Below are 16,355 nucleotides of genomic sequence, written 5' to 3'. Positions count from 1 at the left end.
GGACGAAGGGGTGAGCGAACGGGGGATGCGAATACGAGCCCGTGTCGCGACATTACGCAGCGGAGGACCACTGCCCGGTAATGCGCAGCCGGAATTCAGCGCGCGATTACCGGACAATGACCTGCGGGATTACCAGCGCAACAGGCACGCGCCGAACGACATGCCGCCGCCGAAGCCGAGCAGCAGCACCAGGTCGCCCGCGCGCAGCCGCCCGGCGCGGTTGGCGTGGTCGAGCGTGAGGGGCACCGAGGCGCTGCCGACGTTCGCGTACTCCTCCACCGTGCGGTGGGTGGTCGCCGAGGTCAGGCCGCACGCCCGCACCAGCTCGCCGAGCAGCACCCCGTTGGGCTGGTGCGGCACGACGTGCCGCACCTCGTCGGCGGACACACCGGCCCTGGCCAGCAGTTTGTCCACGAACGGCGGCACCTCGGCCAGGACGATCTCGCTGACCCCGCGCCCGATCATGCGGAAGAAGTGCTCGCCCGCGACCACGGTCTCCGGGGACGCCGGCGACCGGCTCCCGCCCGCCTCCACGCGGATCAGCTCGGCCGCGTCGCCGCGGCTGGCCAGCTCGTGCGCGACGATCCCGCGCCCGGCGGGCACCGCGCCCACCACGGCCGCGCCCGCGCCGTCGCCGAACAGCACCGCCGTGCGCCGGTCGCCGAAGTCCAGGATGCGCGAGTACACGTCCGCGCCCACCACCAGCGCGTGCGCGCCCGGCCGGTCCGCGACCAGCGCGCGGGCCGTGACCAGGCCGTGCACGAACCCGGCGCACACCGCGTTGACGTCCCAGCACGCCGCCCCGTAGGCGCCCAGCCGGTCCTGCACCAGGCACGCCGTCGGCGGCTGCGGGTGGTCGGGCGTGGAGGTGGAGACGATCAGGTAGTCGACGCGGTCCACCCCGAGCCCGGCGTCGGCGAGGGCGCGTTCGGCGGCCCGCGCGGCGAGGTCCGACGTGGCCTCGTCGGCGGCGGCGAACCGGCGCGAGCGGATCGCGGTCTTGCGCACGACCCAGTCCGGCTCCGCGCCCGGCACGCGCCGCGCCAGCTCCTCGTTGGACACCGCGAGCGCCGGCACGGCGGACCCCGTGCCGAGGATTCCGACGGAAGTGGACACAGCGGCCTCCAAGTCGGAGAGGCGTTTCGTGCCGCGAAACTAGACCGCGTTTTCGGCGACCCGCAACGGCCACCGCCGGAACTCCACCCCACGCCACCACGGCCGATTACCGGGCCATTCCCGAACGATTCCCGAACGGGTTCACATATGACCCGTGCGATCTTCAGGGTCAACACGTGACACCGCGACTCTGGGCCTTGTCGGCACCCGCCGCCATGCTTGGACCATGACCGACAACGTGATCGACATCGAGGGCCTCCGGTGCCGGTACGGCGCCTTCGAGGCCGTGCGGGGGATCTCCCTCCAGGTGCGGCGGGGCGAGCTGTTCGCCCTGCTCGGCACGAACGGCGCCGGCAAGACCACGACCATCGAGGTGCTGGAAGGCCTCAACAAGGCCACCTCCGGCACCGTGCGGGTGCTGGGCCTCGACCCGATCCGGGACCGCGCCGCACTGCGCCCCCGCACCGGCGTGATGCTCCAGAAGGGCGGGTTCAGCGGGTCGCTGACCGTGCTGGAGACCGTCGACCTGTGGCGCAACCTCACCGCGGGCCCGCGCCCGGCGGACGAGGCGCTGGACATGGTGGGCCTGTCGGACAAGGCGGGCGTCGCCGTCGAGCAGCTCTCCGGCGGCGAGGGCCGGCGGCTGGAGCTGGCGCTGGCCGTGCTGGGTCGCCCGGAGCTGCTGTTCCTCGACGAGCCGACAACCGGCATGGACCCGGCGTCGCGCCGCCGCACCTGGGAGGTCGTGCGCGAGCTGCTGCGCGACGGCACCACCGTCCTGCTCACCACGCACTACCTGGAGGAGGCGGAGAACCTCGCCGACCGCGTGGCGATCATGAAGGCGGGCGAGATCGTCACCGTCGGCACACCCGAGCAGGTCGTCCGCGCCCTGCCCGCCCGGATCACCTTCCACCTGCCCGCGGGCACGCCGCCCGAGCTGTCCCACGCGACGCTGCGCCAGGACGGCGACCGCGTCACCTACCACTCCACCGACCTCCAGTCCGACCTGACGGACCTGCTGGCGTGGGCGAACGGCAACGCGATCACGCTGACCGACCTCGCCGCCCGGCCCGCGTCCCTGGAGGACGTGTTCATGGACATCGCCACCACCGACCAGCCCGCGGAGGCCTCCCGATGAGCACCCAGACGATCACCCGGCCCGGCGGACCGAGCCTGTACGCCCAGATGGCCACGATGGTGCGGATGGAGCTGCTGCTCCTGCGCCGCAACCTGACCGCGACGATGCTGTCCGTGGTGACCCCGCTGGTCGTGGGCGTCCTGCTGGTCAGCGGGCGCGGGTACGACACGGAGAGCGGCGTCGCCCGGATGTCCGGCGTGATCGGCATGGTCGCGGTGTTCTGCGTGCACCACCACCTGACCACGGCGTACGCGTCGCGGCGGCAGGAGATGGTGCTCAAGCGGCTGCGGGCGGGCATCCCGTCCGACCGCACGATCCTGATCGGCGCGGCGAGCGCGACCATCCTGGTGTTCCTGGTGCAGGCCGCCCTGCTGGTGGCCTACGGCGTGGTCGTGCTGGACATGCCGGTGCCGGCCAACCCGGTGACGATGCTGGTGGCGATGCTGCTCGGGGCCGCCGTGCTGGCCGCGTTCGGCGCGGCGCTGTCCGCGGTGACCCGCAGCTCCGAGGCCGCGATGCTGACCACCCTGCCGTCCATGCTGGTGTTCCTGATGGCGCCGGGCGTGCTGGTGCCGCTGGGGGCGCTGCCGGAGAGCGTCGAGCGGATCGCGTCGTTCCTGCCGATGGGCCCGTTCACCGAGATCCTGCGCACGAGCTGGCTGGGCTACGAGATCGGCGGCGACGGCGCCGCGCTGGGCTTCGCGGGCACCACGCTGCACGCGCTGCCGTGGCTGGGCGCGCTGCTGGTGTGGCTGGTCATCGGCGCGGCCGTGACCGCGAAGTACTTCCGCTGGGAGCCTCGGCACTGATGGTCGTCGCACTCCGGTCCGCTAGCCTCATGCGGGTGATCGCCGCTCCGGCAGACGCCCTGTCGAACCCGCGCATGCGGCGGGCGCGGCTGTTCACGATCGTCGGCATCGCCGGCGGGGTCGCGGTGTGCCTGGTGCTGGCGGGCCTGGGTCTGCGGCGGGAACCGGACCTGGTGCGCAACGTGCTCGGCGCGGTCGGCCTCCTGGCCTTCACCGCCGCGCTGGGCGGCGCCCTCTACCGGTCGGTCACCCCGAACCTGCCCGCGGCGGCCGGGAACAAGCTCCTCATGGCGTTCGGCGCGGCGGCGGTGCTGTCGATCCCGCTGGTGGGCCCGGTGGGCGTGCCGCAGTGGCAGACGTGGACGTTCGTCGGCGCGGCGATCGTCGGCGTGGCCCCGCTGCTGCTCCACGCGTGGTCGGCGGTGGCGCTGATGGCCGGCACGGTCGGCGTCGCGGCGTTGTCCGCCTGGTTCTTCGACGGCGACGTGCTCGGCGAGGTCGGCGTGACCGTCGCGTTGGGACTGTCGGTCGCCGCGTGGAACGCCCTGCACCTGTGGGGCTGGACGTTCCTGGTGCAGGCGCAGGAAGGCCGGGACGCCCTGACCCGGCTGGCGGCGTCGGAGGAACGGCTGCGCTTCGCCCGGGACGTGCACGACCTGTTGGGGCACAACCTCTCGGTCATCGCGCTGAAGGCGGAACTGGCCTCGCGCCTGGCCCTGGTGGACGGCGAGCGGGCCAGCCGCGAGGCGGACGAGGTGCGCGCCCTCGCGGCGGCGGCGCTGACCGAGATGCGCGAGGTCGTGCACGGCTACCGCCGGGTCGACCTGCGCGACCAGGTCCTGGCGGTCGCCCAGGTGCTGCGCTCCTCCGGCGTCCGCTGCACGGTCACCCAACCGGACGAGGACCTGCCCCCGTCCCTCGCCGCGCCGCTGGTTTCGGTGCTCAGGGAGGCGGGCACCAACGTGATGCGCCACAGCAAGGCCGACTGGTGCACGATCGAGGTCGTCCGAGAGGATGCAGGCGCACGCCTGACCGTGGTGAACGACGGCGCCGCCGACGCGACCCCGGACGAGCGCAGCAGCGGCCTGCGGGGCCTGGCCGACCGGCTGGGCGACGTGGGCGGCACGCTGCGCACCTGGAGGGAGGACGGCATGTTCACGCTGGAGGCGATCGTGCGGGCGGACACGTGATCCGGGTGATGCTGGCGGACGACGAGGACCTGATCCGCACCGCCCTGGCCGCGTTGCTGTCCCTGGAAGACGACATCGAGGTCGTGGCCCAGGCCCAGGACGGCCGAGCGGCGGTGGACGCCGCGGCCGCCCACCGCCCGGACGTGGCGGTGCTGGACCTGGAGATGCCGAAGATGGACGGCCTGGAGGTGACGGCGGAACTGAAGCGCTCCCTGCCCACCTGCGCGGTCGTCATCCTGACGGGCCACGCGAGACCCACTCACCTCCAGGTGGCCCTGAACGCCGGCGCCAAGGCCTACCTGCCCAAGGGCTCCCCCGGCGGCACCCTGGCCGACGTGATCCGCCGGGTCCACGACGGCGGCCGTTACGTGGACCCGGGCCTGGCCGCCGACGCCCTGACCGCGCCGGAGTGCCCCCTGACCCCACGAGAGGTCGAGGTGCTCAGACTCGCCGAATACGACACCCCGGTCTCCACGATCGCCGCGAAGACGCACCTGTCGGCGGGAACGGTCCGCAATTACCTGACAGCCGCGGTCAGCAAACTGGGAGTCGCATCCCGAACCGAAGCCTTCCGAGTAGCTCACGACAACGGCTGGCTCTAACGCCCCGGCGGCGGCGAAGCCGCAAACGGGCAGTCCACCGGAGAGGACACAACCCAAGCCGGGCTTCTTGCTTGTGTCATCTCCGTATGGCCCGCCCGAAGGGCTACCACATTTTCCCGGGGTTGGGCCAAAAAGTTTTGCGAGGAACGAGCAAAAGTTTTTCGACCAACCCCGGGAAAATGTGGTCGGCTTTGCCGGGCCATGCGGAGATGACACAAGCAGGAAGCCCCCGCTTTGGCAGTTGTGTCATCTTTGGTGGCTCGCCCGCCGGCGAGGCTCTTTTCGCTTTGGACTGAACGCTGACGCTCTCAAGCCCTCGCTTCGCGGGTCCTAGCAGGACGCGCTCCGCGCTAACTAAGGATGAACGCGCTTCGCGCTTGAGAGCGCTTCGCGCGTCGCGCGAAGCGCTCTAAAGATAAAAGCGGCCGGGAGGCCTCCAGTGGGGGGAAGGGCCTGCGTGTTCCCCACCGCATGACCTGGCGGAGCCAACCACAGATTGCCGGGGTCGGTCGAAAAACTTTTGCTCGTTCCTCGCAAAACTTTTTGGCCCGACCCCCGAAAAGTGTGGTAGCCCTTCGGGCAGGTCATACGGTGGGGAACACGAAGGCCCCTTGTGGCTGGGAGCCCGAACCAAAAGCACGCCGCTGCGCGGCGAATGCCGCTTGCGCGGCGACGAGCGTCGTGCTTTGCGCGGAAAGGTGCCGGTTGCTCTGTGGTCAGCCGGCGGCTTTGAGTGCGTTTTCCACCTCGGCCACCGGCCATCGGATCGGGTCGTCGCCCAACGCCGCCAGCTCGGCCACCTGGAGCCTGCACCACGGTGACACCGACACCTCGTTCGTCCGGACCGCGTACACGAAGTCCAACCAGTCCACCCACTCGAAATCGCCCACCTCCAACGGGTCCGGCGTGGGCCGGGCGTCGGTGACCACCCGGTACACCGGGGTCACCGCCTCCTCCAGCACCGACCCCTCCCGCACCGCGCGGTACCTCGACGCGGGCAGGACCAGTTCCGGGACCGGGGTCGCCAGGCCCAGTTCCGCGCGCAGGGTGCGGACCACCGCGTCCGGGACCGGTTCGCCGGGGGCGGGGTGGCCGTGGCACGTGTTGGTCCAGACGCCCCGCCAGGTGCGCTTCGCGTGACCGCGCATGGTCAGCAGCAGTCGCCCGCCGGGGGTGAAGACGTAGCAGGAGAACGCCAAGCGCTCCATGGTTCCTCCATCGAGAATGGTCAGCCCGCGAGCACGAAGGCTGCCGCGATCACCGTGCCCCACCCGGTGGAAGCCACCTGGAGCGGGACGAACTTGGCCCGGGGGCGCAGGAACGCCAGGGCGTCCTCCAGGGACTTGCCGCGCACGCCTCGCCAGGTGCCCGACACGTGGAACAGGGCGAACGCGATGGCCGCGACCATCGGCACCGCGCCCCAGGTGAAGCCGCCCAGCGACAGCACGGCCACGCACACCGTGGTGCCGCCGACCGCGATCAGGCCCGTGGCCACGGCCATCGCCCGGGTCAGGCCCAGCGCCCGGACGCAGGTGTTGATGTCGAAGGCCGCGTCCTCCGGCCAGTCCTCGGCCGTGTTGACCATGACGATGCCGACCTGGTTCAGGCCGAAGCCGACGATCACGGCCAGCAGCGGCCACGAGAGGTCGCCGGGGATGGAGCGCACGACGATCAGCATCGGCAGCCACAGCAGCACCGCGGCCAGGCCGGGGATCTGCAGCACGCCCGAGTTCTTCAGGTGGATCGGCGGGATCGAGTACTGGGCGCCGATGTAGAGGGTGAAGGCGACCAGCGGCAGCAGGTCCCAGTTGCCGGTGCGCAACGTGTGGTAGGTCGCCAGGGCCAGGACGGCGACGCCGGTCACCGCGATCTGCACCCGCACGTTGCGCAGGCCCAAGCCGTACACGGCCTCGGACAGGCGCGTCTTGTAGACGGCGTCCACGTCGCGGTCCGCGTACGCGTTGGTCATGTCGATGAAGTGCATGACCGACAGGGCCATCACGATGACCAGCGCGAAGTCCAGGGTGGCCAGCGTGCTCGCCGACTCCACCGAGAGCAGGGTGGGGATCGAGTAGATCGCCAGCATGACGGCCAGGTACTCGACGCGGCGGATGCGGATCGAGTACAGCAGCCGGCGGCCGGCCGACAACGGGGTGGGGGGTGCCGCGGGCGCGCGCACCTCTTCGACGGACATGGGGGTCTACCTCCGGGGGGGGTGTTGTGGTGCTCTACCGGCCGGCGAGCACGAAAGCGGCGGCGATGACGGTCGCCCAGCCGGTGGTCGCCACCTGGACCGGGACCAGCTTGGCCCGGGGCCGCAGCCGGGCCAGGCCGTCCACTTCGGACACCCGGCGGACCAGGCGGGCGGTGCCGAGCACGTGGGACGCGGCGAAGCCCAGCGCGGCGGCCGGCGCGAGCAGGCCGAGCGTCGGGCCGCCCTCGGCCAGCAGGCCCAGCAGGGCCACCGCGCCGCCACCGCCGACCATGCCCGTCGCGAACACCATCGCGCGGGGCAGGCCCAGGGCGATGACCGACGTGCGGATGCCGTGCGCGCGGTCCTCGGGCAGGTCTTCGGCCGTGTTCACGACGATGACGCCGATCAGGGCGGCGCCGACGCCGGCGACGGTGGCCACCAGCGGCCAGTCGGGGTCGCCGCCCAGCGCGCGCACCACGATCGCCATCGGGATCCAGATGATGATGACGACCGCGATGAGCGGCTGGAGGACGCCGCGGGTCTTGAAGTGCAGCGGCGGCACCGAGTACTGGGCGACCAGGACGGTCTCCGCCGCGATCAGCGGCAGCAGGTCCCAGTGCCCGGTGCGCGCCGAGAGGGCGACGGCCAACGCCGCCCCGACCACGACCGTGACGCCGATCTGCCACCGGACGTTGCGCACGCCCAGCCCGTGGACCGCCTCGGACAGGCGCGACTTGTAGGTCGCGTCCACCTCGCGGTCGGCGAGCGTGTTCACCATGTCGGCCACGTGCACGACGGCCAGCACGGTGACCAGGGTCAGCGCGAACGTGCCGGACAGCAGATCGGCGGCCGTGTCGACCGACAGCAGCGCCGGGACGAGCATCACCGACAGCCACACCGGGAAGAACTCGACACGGCGGATGCGCAGCGACCAGTCCAGCTTGCGCAGCGGGGTGGGCCGGGGCCGCCGGACGGCTTCGGTGACGGGTGAGCGCGGGCTCTCGGTCGTGGTCATGGGTTGCTCCTAGAGGATCTGGATGCGCTGGAGGTGCCGGGAGGAGTTGCCGCGGAACGCGTTGCGGCCGTGCAGGAGCGCCTGGTTGTCCACCGCGACGATGTCGCCGTCCCGCCACTCGTGGTGGTAGCAGACCTCCGGGTGGTGCATGCGGTCGCGCAGGTCGGTCATGAACGCCCGGGCGTCCACATCGGACTTGCCCTCGATCTCCACCCACACCGGGTTGCGGTAGCGCTCGGGGTCGAGCGGCTCGCCGTAGCGCAGGATCGTCTCGCCGGTCCCGGAGTGCTCGGCCAGCAGTGGCGACACCGTCTCACCGCCGTAGTAGCCGAGCTTCTCCGTCCGGTAGGTGACCCGCGTGCCCGCCCACTCGCGCACCAGGTCGGCGGGTGTGCGCCGCAGCACCTCGACGCTGTCGGAGAACACGGTCTCGCCGCCACCACCGGCCACCGGGGCCTCGACGCACTGGAACAGGAAGTAGCGCGGGGCCTGCTCGGCGAACGCGCCGTCCCAGTGGAACGGCACGTCGGTGCGGCTGAACAGGTAGTTCTTCGGGTCCTCCTGGACCACCAGGTCCAGCACGGCCCCGAAGTCCCAGTGCAGCACCTCGCCCCACCGCGCGCAGTAGTCGACGAGGTCCTCCTTGTCCAGCAACGGGAACCCGCGCAGGACGACCACCTTGGACTCGACCGTCCAGCGCTCCAGCACCGACGGGTGGATGTCGCGCAGGTCCGCGGGGCCGTCGGCGGTCACCAGCCGGCCGAACGGCGACAACGGCGTCTCCTCGACGCGCAGCTCGTGTGCCTTGGTCATGACGCGATCTCCTCCGGCGGGAACTCGGGGTTGACGTAGTGGCTCGGCCGGCCGTTGCGCCAGATCAGCGACGCGTTGTCGCGCTCCGCCTGGGCGCGCTTGACCAGGGTCATCGTGGTGCCGTCGTCCACGACGACGCCGTGCCACGGGGTGAGCCAACTGTCCCTGGTGCGGATGAGGTGGAAGCCGATCTTCTCGGCGTGCCGGGGCTGCGGGTGGATCGACAGCCGCATCGAGTCGGGGAACTCCGCGGCCACCAGGTCGCCCCAGGCGCGGCTGCGCTGGATCATCCGGTAAGCGAAGTCCTTGCAGTGCTCGCGCAGCTTGGTGCGGCTCATCTCCGGGTGCAGCGGCGACTGGTCCTCCAGCATGAACCGGTGCATGCCGTTGAACATCGACCGCGCGGCGAGATCCATGCGCACCTCGGCGCGCAGGTCGTCCAGCGGCGTGGCGTGCCGTTCCAGCAGCAGGCCGCGCATCCGGTCGTAGTCGGTCAGGCCGAACGCGTCGTCCAGCGAGTACAGCGACACCGAACCGGCGCCGGTCTGGTCGATGATCCGCTGGAGTTCGTCGCGGTAGGCGGTCACGTCGTCGTCCGGGATGCCCAGGATGTCGGAGAAGACGTGGCCGTCCGAGCAGATCAGGATGCGCGCGCCCGGCGGGTGGTAGTGGCTCACCTGCTCGCAGAACGACTGAAGGAACTCCACGGAGATCCGCTCGCCGAGGTCGGGCAGCGAGCCGACGACCTTCTCCGGGTTGCGCGACTTGGCGGGGAACGCGGGCAGCACGAAGTGCACCGGCTCGCCGGCCAGCACGTAGCGCAGCACGCGGTTCTCGTGGGTGTGGTAGCACTGGTCGCACGGCTGCTCGCCGCACGGGTCGTCGGGGTGTTCGAGGCGGCGGAACCGGAAGGTCAGCGCGAGTATCCGGTGTGCCAGTCGACTCGCCTGCCTGCCGATTCCTTCGTACTCGACTGCGGTCATGTCGTGTCCGATCGCATTGTGGTTTCCTTGTCGGGCAACGGGTCGCCGCGCCCGAGCACGCGTTCGCGCCGCCTCACGCGAACACCTCCTCGGTCGGACCGATCGGCACCAGGTCCGTCCGCCTGCTGATCCCCAGCTTCCGGTAGGCCCTGGTCAGGTGCTGCTCGACGGTGCTGACCGTGATGAACAGCTTGTGCCCGATCTCGCGGTTGGTGTGACCGCGGGCAGCCAGGTTCACGACGCGCCGCTCGGCGTCGCTCAGGGCGGCGAGCCCGTCCTCCGCGCCTCCGTCGCGCTCGTCCAGCGCGTCGTGGAGCGGTTGCAACTTCTGCCGCAGCAACCCGGCGGCGCAGCCCTCGGCGAGTTGGAGGGCGCGCCTGCCCATCATCTTGGCGCGGCCGAACTCGCCGAGCGCCTGGCCGGTCTGGCTGAGGTCGGCGAACGCGTGCGCCAGCTCGTGCCGGTCGCCGCTGGCGTGCAGCAGGTCCATCGCCTCGCACAGCATCGCCTGGCGCTGCTTGGGCGCGCACGCGGACGCCAGCGCGCGCAGGCCCATGCCCCTGGCGCGCGGGCTGTCCGCGCCGGGCAGGGCGAGGTGCTCGGTGACCAGTTCCCGCGCCGGCTCCGGTCGGCCCGCGCGGACGTGCACGCGGGCGAGGTCCACCCGCCATGGCAGGTCGGCCGGGTCGTCGGCGTCCCAGCGCACGGCCAGCTCCCCGGCGGCGCGGAAGTCGGCGAGGGCGGCTTGCCGCCGGTCGGCGGCGTCGTAGTGGACGCCCCGGGCGCGCAGGTACCGCGGCCAGAACAGGCTTCGGCGCAGCGCCGGGGGCGTCGGGTGGCGCAGCGCCTCGTCGGCCTGGTCGAGCCGGCCGGTCAGGGTCGCCGCGAGGACGAGGTGGTGCAGCGGCGACCCGATCGCGACGCCCCAGGAGGCCGCGGACAGGGTCGTCAGCGCGTGACGGGCGTGCCGCTGGGCCGCCGCGAGGTCGCCGCGCCGCAACGCGGTGTCGGCCCGGACGTCGGACAGCACGGCGCGCCAGCTGGCGAGGTCGCGCCGGTCGGCTTCCTCGTGCAGGCGCTCGCACCAGTCCTCGGCGCGGTCGAGCCGGTCGGCGGTGATCAGGGCGCGCAGGGCGGCCCAGACGGCGACCAGCACCGAGTCGCCGGGGCGGGCGCGCTGGAGCACCTCCTCGGCGCGGTCCAACGCGAACCGGTCGGCGGCCGGGTGGTCGGCGCGGGTCCGGGGGCCGTCGGGGTCGCAGTGGCGGAGCCAGTCCGCTGTGGCGCGGTGGTCGGCGGCGACCTCCGGATCGGGGTGTTCGGCCAGCTCGTCCAGGCCCGCCAGCACGGCCGCGGCGTCGTCGGGCCGGCCGTGCCAGGCCAGGGAGCGCGCCAGCAGCAGGGCGTCCCGCCCGTCGAGGAGGTCCGCGCGGGCCGCGTCCAGCAGGGACGGCAGGTGCCGCAGGACGCTGGACGGCTTGGACCGCCAGTGCAGCCGGACCAGCCCGGCCTCGACGGCCGCCCGCTCGCGCGGGTCGCCGGTGGACGCGAGGGCCAGTTCCAGGCAGTCCACGGCGTGCGCGGTGGCGTCCTCCACGGCGGCTTCGGCCGCCGCCGCGACGAGCACCGGCACGGCCCACGGCTCGACCGGCTCGCCCACGGCGACCAGGTGCTCGGCGACCTCGACGGCCGGCGCGGCGTCATCGTGCAGGAGCAGGGCCGCTTTGTGCCGCAACGCTTTCAGCACGCCCGGCGGGCAGTCCTCCAGGACCGCCGCGCGCACGGCGGGGTGGTGGAACTCGTGGCCGTCGACCAGGCCGGCGTCGGCGAGCGCGGTCACGGCCTGGCGGGTGGCGGCCGGCGTGACGTCGGCGAGCGCGGCGCACAGCCCGGTGGACGCCCGCGGGCCGGCCACGGCCACCGCGCGCGCCACGTCGAGCAGCCGGGGGTCGCTGCGGTGCAGGCACGCCAGCGCCGCGTGCACGAACGCGTCCCCGACCGCCGGGAACTCCGTCGCGCTGCGGGAGTCGTCGGCCAGCGCGTGCACCAGCATCGGGTTGCCGCCGCTGAGGGCGTGCGCGGGTCCGGCGAGCCGCCGCGCCACCTCGGGCGGGAACCGCTCGGCGAGCAGCCGGCCGACCCCGTCGGGCGACAGCGGCAGCAGCCGCAGGTGCCGGCAGTGCGGCTGCCGGGTCAGCTCGGCGTGGAACGCGGCGCCGGCGGGCCGCGCGGTCACGCAGCCGCTGAGCACGAGCAGCACCCGGGCCGCGCGGATGCGCCGTTGGAGGTACAGCAGGGCTTGCAGCGACAGGGGATCGGCGAACTGGACGTCGTCCACGAGGACGACCAGCGGCCGTTCGGCGGCGAGGTCGAGCAGCAGCCGGCACACGCTCTCCAGCAGCCGCGCGTCGTCGTCGCGCAACGTGGGCGCGTCGGTGTCCCGCGCCGCGAGGGCCGGCCGCAGGTCCGCCCCGTGGCACAGCTGGTTCACCACGCCGAGCGGGATGGCGCTCTCCGCGAGCGAGCACGCCGCGGTCAGCACCAGCGCGCCGTCGGCGGCGGCGCGCTCGGCCAGGGCGTTGACCAGTTCGGTCTTGCCGCTGGCCACGCCGCCGTCGACGAGCGCGACCCGGCCGTGGCCCGCCGACGCGGTCGCGTGGAGCGCGGTCAGCTCGGACAGCAGGTGTTCTCTCTCGATCAGTGGCACTCCGCTCACCCCCTGTGTTGGCGGCGCGACTGGTGTCACACGGCCTCGCGGTCGGTGGCACGGGCGTGGGCCCTGATCCGGTGCAGGATCCCGGGCATCGAGTCGTTGAGGTAGAAGTGGCCGCCGGGGTGGACGGCGAGGTCGAAGGACGCGTCGGTGTGCTCGCGCCAGCCCTCCGCCTCCTCCAGCGTCACCCTCGGGTCGGCGTCGCCGACCAGCGCGACGACCGGGCACGTCAACCGCGGGCCGGGCCGGTACTCGTAGGTCTCGGCCGCGGTGTAGTCGGAACGGATCGCGGGCAGCACCATGCGCACCACGTCCTCGTCGTCCAGCAGCGCGGAGTCGGTGCCCGCGAGCGCGCGGACGTCGGCGATCAGCCCGGCGTCGTCGCGCAGGTGGACGCGTTCGAGCCGCCGCCGGTGCGGCGCGCGCCGGCCGGACGCGAACAACGCGGTGGGCGGGACGCCCAGCCCCTCCAGCCGGCGCGCGACCTCGAAGCCGAGCGTCGCGCCCATGCTGTGGCCGAACAGCGCGACCGGCCGGTCCACCAGCGGCAGCACCGCGGCGACCAGGCGGTCGGCCAGCTCGTGGACGGAGGTGAGCCCGGGCTCGCGCTGCCGGTCCTGCCGGCCGGGGTACTGCACGGCGAGCACGTCGATCTCGGGGGAGAGCTCTTGCGCCACGCGGAAGAAGTAGCCGGCCGAGCCCCCGGCGTGCGGCAGGCACAGCAGGCGGGTGGCCGCGTCGTCGGCGGGGTGGAACCGGCGGATCCACAACTCGGTCTCGGACATCAGGTCTGCTCCGCGGTGTCGGATCGCGCCGCCCTCGGCGTCGCGGCGAGGCCGCCCGGAGGTCGGCTCGCGTGGTGGTCGGGTGGCCGTTGCGGGGGCGCTGCCCACCGGCGGCATGCGGTGGGCGCGCCCGGGAGGTGCGGTCAGTAGCACGAGCCGCTCTGGCCCTCGCTCCAGCTGATCGTGGTCGGGCGGACGGCGGCGATGCCGGTGTTGGTCCAGCTGTCCAGCACGTCCACGGAGAGCGCGCCGGCCGCGGGCGCCTCGGCGCCCTCGAAGAAGAACGACCGGACAATCTCATTCGCGATGATCGGCATGGGAAGTCTCCTCGCGGGGAAGTTCGCTCGGTGTGGTGGGCGACGTTCGACACAAAAGGTGCTCGATCGGCGGGTTCCGCGACAAGGCCGCCCCTCATCCATCACCCGCCGTTTCGTCACAGCCCACCCGTGAAATACTCATACTCACCTCCAGCGATCACCCCGGTCACTTTCCGTGGATCCCCGGGCGGCCTCCTACCGGACTCCCGCAGGACACCCGCGGCACCTCCCGGTAACCCGTTCGGAGCACCATCGCAGCACGTGGCGTGCACGGCTCAGCCCTTATCGCGAAGCCCCTTCCCACCGGCCGCGTTAATTAACCCGAACGCCCTCCGGACCTCGCTCACCAGTTCACCGTGACCCGCTCACCGCGCTTATGTGAAACCGTCACACCCGACCGTGGGCGCACAATGGCTGACCAGGTGCCGGCCGGATCGACCGGAATGCCCGTGCCATGCCCCTAGGAATTCCCCCCACCTACCTAGGGGTGTCCCGGCAGTTGCCGGAAGTGGGAAGCTCCGATGTGCTTCTTACGCGGTTCCGGCTTATCTCGGGAGTGAGTCCATGAAGTTCTCCGTTCTCGGGAGCACCGAGGTCGTCGACGGCGGCGCCCAGCTCGAACTGGGCGGCGTGAAGCAGCGCGCGATCCTCGGTTACCTCCTGCTGCACGCGAACAAGGTCGTGCCGACCAGCCAGATCCTCCAGGCCATGTGGGAGGGCAACCCGCCCCCGACGGCCCGGAAGATGGTCCAGAACGCCGTGTCGGGCATCCGCCGGATGCTCGCCGCCAACACCGATCCGACCACCACACCCCTCCTGCGCACCCACCGCCCCGGCTACCAGCTGCGGGTGGACGTCCAGGCGGTGGACCTGTTCGTGTTCCGCTCGCTGGTGCGCGACGGGCGCTCCGCGATCTCCGAGGGCGCGCACGCCCTCGGCGCCGAACGGCTGCGCGAGGCGCTGTCGCTGTGGCGCGGGCGCGCGCTGGCCGACCTCGTGGAGACCGGCATCTGCTGGTCCGAGCTGACCGCGCTGGAGGACGAGCGGCTCTCCGCGCTGGAGGACCGGCTCGACGCCGAGCTGGCCTGCGGCCGGCACCGCGAGATCACCCCCGAGCTGGAGGTGCTGACCGCGACCGAGCCCATGCGGGAACGGCTGTGCCTGCAGTTCATGCTGGCGCTGTACCGGTCCGGGCGGCAGGCGGACGCGCTGCGCGTCTACCGCCGCACCCGCGAGGCGCTCATCGACGGCCTCGGCCTCGAACCGGGGCGCGGCCTCCAGGAGCTCCAGCAACGGATCCTGGAGCACGACGCCGCGATCCAGGTCCCCGCGCTGGTGGGCTGACCGCCCCCGCCCACCCCGGCGATTACCCGACCGTGGAGCGGTCGCGCGCAGCATGGGCTGCGCGCGCGGTCCGCGCCGGCCAAGACTTCCCTAGCGAGGATGACATGACGGACAAGTGCCCCGTGCACGGGCATGAAATGCCGCTCGACGACGACTACTACTCCTCCCCGTACGCGCCCTACGCGCTGTACGCCGCGCTGCACCGGGAAGGTCCGATCCACCGGATCTGCCTGGACGACCAGGACCCCGCGTGGATCGTCACCGGCTACGACGAGGTGCACGCCGGCCTGCGCGACAAGCGCCTGGCCCGGCCGCGCGAGTACGCCAACCCGGACACCTTCACCACCAAGCGGTTCCCGGAGGGCGAGGCGACCGGCACGATCGTCACCACCGACCCGCCGCAGCACACCCGCCTCAAGCGGATGGTGAACTTCACCTTCCTGCCCCGCAACGTCGACACGTTCCGGCCGCGGGTCGACGAGATCGTGGACGCGCGGCTGGACGCGATCGAGGCGGCCGGCGGCGGCGACCTGGTCAACGACTACGCCGCCGTGCTGCCGATCACGATCATCTGCGACGTGCTGGGCATCCCGGAGAACTACCGCGCCGAGCTCAAGCACTGGTGCGACCTCGCGTTCGGCGGCGACGAGCAGATCAACGCCACCACGCGCGAGAAGCTGTCGATGTTCGTCAACGACGTGCGCAAGCAGAAGGCGGAGAACCCGACCGACGACCTGCTGTCGTACTGGGTGCACGCCAAGAACGCCGACGGCGAGCCGGAGCTGACCGTGTTCGAGGTGATGAGCCTCGCCCTGCTCACGCTGCTGGGCGGCTACGACACCACCGCGGGCATGATCAGCCGGGGCGCGCTGGCCCTGCTGGACAACCCCGAGGCGTTGGAGCGGCTGCGCGCGAACCCCGACGAGTTCGACGTGGCCGTCGAGGAGCTGCTGCGCATGCACGGCTCGGTGCACCACGGGTTCCGCCGGTTCGCCACCGAGGACCTGGAGATCGGCGGCACGAAGGTGGCCGCGGGCGACACGGTGTACCTGCACCTGACCGCCGCGGGCAACGACCCGAAGAAGTTCCCCGACCCGCAGCGGTTCGACCTGGACCGCGCCGACAAGTCCCACATGGCCTTCGGCGGCGGCGCGCACTTCTGCTCGGGCTCGGAGCTGGCGCGCATCGAGGTCACCGTGGCGCTGCGCAAGCTGTTCACCCGCTTCCCGAACATCAAGCTCGCCACGGACCCGAAGGCGTTGCGCCTGCGCAACTCCCCGCTGCTGCCCGCGGTGATGCACCTCCCCGTCACCGTCTGACGTCCCCCGGCCCGCTT

At 72.3% G+C, this 16,355-nt stretch carries 15 protein-coding genes; 6 read left to right on the top strand and 9 right to left on the bottom strand.

Features of this window, described 5'->3' with window-relative positions; genetic code table 11:
• Positions 1-129 precede the first annotated feature (129 nt).
• Entirely contained in the window at positions 130-1,116 is a 987-nt protein-coding gene (locus tag AB0A74_RS23915; RefSeq protein ID WP_358252649.1) for a ketoacyl-ACP synthase III, read from the bottom strand.
• A 226-nt stretch (positions 1,117-1,342) separates the two neighbouring features.
• Between AB0A74_RS23915 and AB0A74_RS23910 the strand changes: the two genes are divergently transcribed.
• Genes AB0A74_RS23910 through AB0A74_RS23895 form a run of 4 tightly spaced genes read left to right on the top strand, consistent with a single transcriptional unit; the run spans position 1,343 to position 4,855 of the window.
• Positions 1,343-2,254, top strand: coding sequence for an ABC transporter ATP-binding protein (locus AB0A74_RS23910; protein WP_358252647.1), 912 nt, complete (start codon positions 1,343-1,345; stop codon positions 2,252-2,254).
• Positions 2,251-3,063 carry an ABC transporter permease gene (locus AB0A74_RS23905; RefSeq protein ID WP_358252645.1) on the top strand — a complete coding sequence of 271 codons (813 nt, stop codon included), beginning with the start codon at positions 2,251-2,253 and terminating at the stop codon, positions 3,061-3,063. The genes AB0A74_RS23910 and AB0A74_RS23905 overlap by 4 nt, the downstream gene beginning before the upstream one ends.
• A gap of 35 nt (positions 3,064-3,098) precedes the next feature.
• Positions 3,099-4,253 carry a histidine kinase gene (locus AB0A74_RS23900; protein ID WP_358252643.1) on the top strand — a complete coding sequence of 385 codons (1,155 nt, stop codon included), beginning with the start codon at positions 3,099-3,101 and terminating at the stop codon, positions 4,251-4,253.
• On the top strand, positions 4,250-4,855 hold the full coding sequence (locus tag AB0A74_RS23895) for a response regulator transcription factor (protein ID WP_343940367.1): 606 nt from the start codon (positions 4,250-4,252) through the stop codon (positions 4,853-4,855). The genes AB0A74_RS23900 and AB0A74_RS23895 overlap by 4 nt, the downstream gene beginning before the upstream one ends.
• A gap of 716 nt (positions 4,856-5,571) precedes the next feature.
• Here the strand turns inward: AB0A74_RS23895 and idi are convergent.
• From idi to AB0A74_RS23855, 8 genes are all read right to left on the bottom strand, one after another.
• On the bottom strand, positions 5,572-6,063 hold the full coding sequence (gene idi / locus AB0A74_RS23890; protein WP_358252641.1) for an isopentenyl-diphosphate Delta-isomerase: 492 nt from the start codon (positions 6,061-6,063) through the stop codon (positions 5,572-5,574).
• A 20-nt stretch (positions 6,064-6,083) separates the two neighbouring features.
• Positions 6,084-7,049, bottom strand: coding sequence for a UbiA family prenyltransferase (locus AB0A74_RS23885; RefSeq protein ID WP_358252639.1), 966 nt, complete (start codon positions 7,047-7,049; stop codon positions 6,084-6,086).
• A gap of 34 nt (positions 7,050-7,083) precedes the next feature.
• On the bottom strand, positions 7,084-8,064 hold the full coding sequence (locus tag AB0A74_RS23880) for a UbiA family prenyltransferase (protein ID WP_358252637.1): 981 nt from the start codon (positions 8,062-8,064) through the stop codon (positions 7,084-7,086).
• A gap of 9 nt (positions 8,065-8,073) precedes the next feature.
• Positions 8,074-8,877 carry a TauD/TfdA family dioxygenase gene (locus tag AB0A74_RS23875; RefSeq protein WP_358252635.1) on the bottom strand — a complete coding sequence of 268 codons (804 nt, stop codon included), beginning with the start codon at positions 8,875-8,877 and terminating at the stop codon, positions 8,074-8,076.
• A complete protein-coding gene (locus AB0A74_RS23870; protein ID WP_358252633.1) occupies positions 8,874-9,860 on the bottom strand; it encodes an isocyanide synthase family protein in 987 nt (328 codons plus the stop codon). Before AB0A74_RS23870 ends, AB0A74_RS23875 begins: the two co-directional genes overlap by 4 nt.
• 73 nt (positions 9,861-9,933) lie before the next feature.
• Complete coding sequence (locus AB0A74_RS23865) at positions 9,934-12,567, bottom strand: AAA family ATPase (RefSeq protein ID WP_358252632.1); 2,634 nt, start codon at positions 12,565-12,567, stop codon at positions 9,934-9,936.
• Positions 12,568-12,602: 35 nt separating this feature from the next.
• Positions 12,603-13,358, bottom strand: a complete 756-nt coding sequence (locus AB0A74_RS23860; protein ID WP_358252630.1) for an alpha/beta fold hydrolase — start codon at positions 13,356-13,358, stop codon at positions 12,603-12,605.
• Between the two features lie 143 nt (positions 13,359-13,501).
• Positions 13,502-13,675: a hypothetical protein gene (locus AB0A74_RS23855; RefSeq protein WP_343935741.1), complete on the bottom strand. Its 174-nt coding sequence runs from the start codon at positions 13,673-13,675 to the stop codon at positions 13,502-13,504.
• A 564-nt stretch (positions 13,676-14,239) separates the two neighbouring features.
• On the opposite strand from AB0A74_RS23855, the gene AB0A74_RS23850 reads away from it, so the two are divergent.
• Both AB0A74_RS23850 and AB0A74_RS23845 read left to right on the top strand, forming a co-directional pair.
• The gene (locus AB0A74_RS23850; RefSeq protein ID WP_358252628.1) at positions 14,240-15,019 is read left to right on the top strand and encodes an AfsR/SARP family transcriptional regulator; all 780 of its coding nucleotides are present in this window, start codon (positions 14,240-14,242) and stop codon (positions 15,017-15,019) included.
• 104 nt (positions 15,020-15,123) lie between these two features.
• On the top strand, positions 15,124-16,338 hold the full coding sequence (locus tag AB0A74_RS23845) for a cytochrome P450 (protein ID WP_358252626.1): 1,215 nt from the start codon (positions 15,124-15,126) through the stop codon (positions 16,336-16,338).
• The last annotated feature ends 17 nt before the right edge of the window (positions 16,339-16,355 follow it).

The organism is Saccharothrix sp. NPDC042600, assembly GCF_040647305.1.
Taxonomy (GTDB): domain Bacteria; phylum Actinomycetota; class Actinomycetes; order Mycobacteriales; family Pseudonocardiaceae; genus Actinosynnema; species Actinosynnema mutabilis.
The sequence above is the reverse complement of the archived record's forward strand: the minus strand, read 5'-3'. Positions and strand labels throughout refer to the sequence as shown.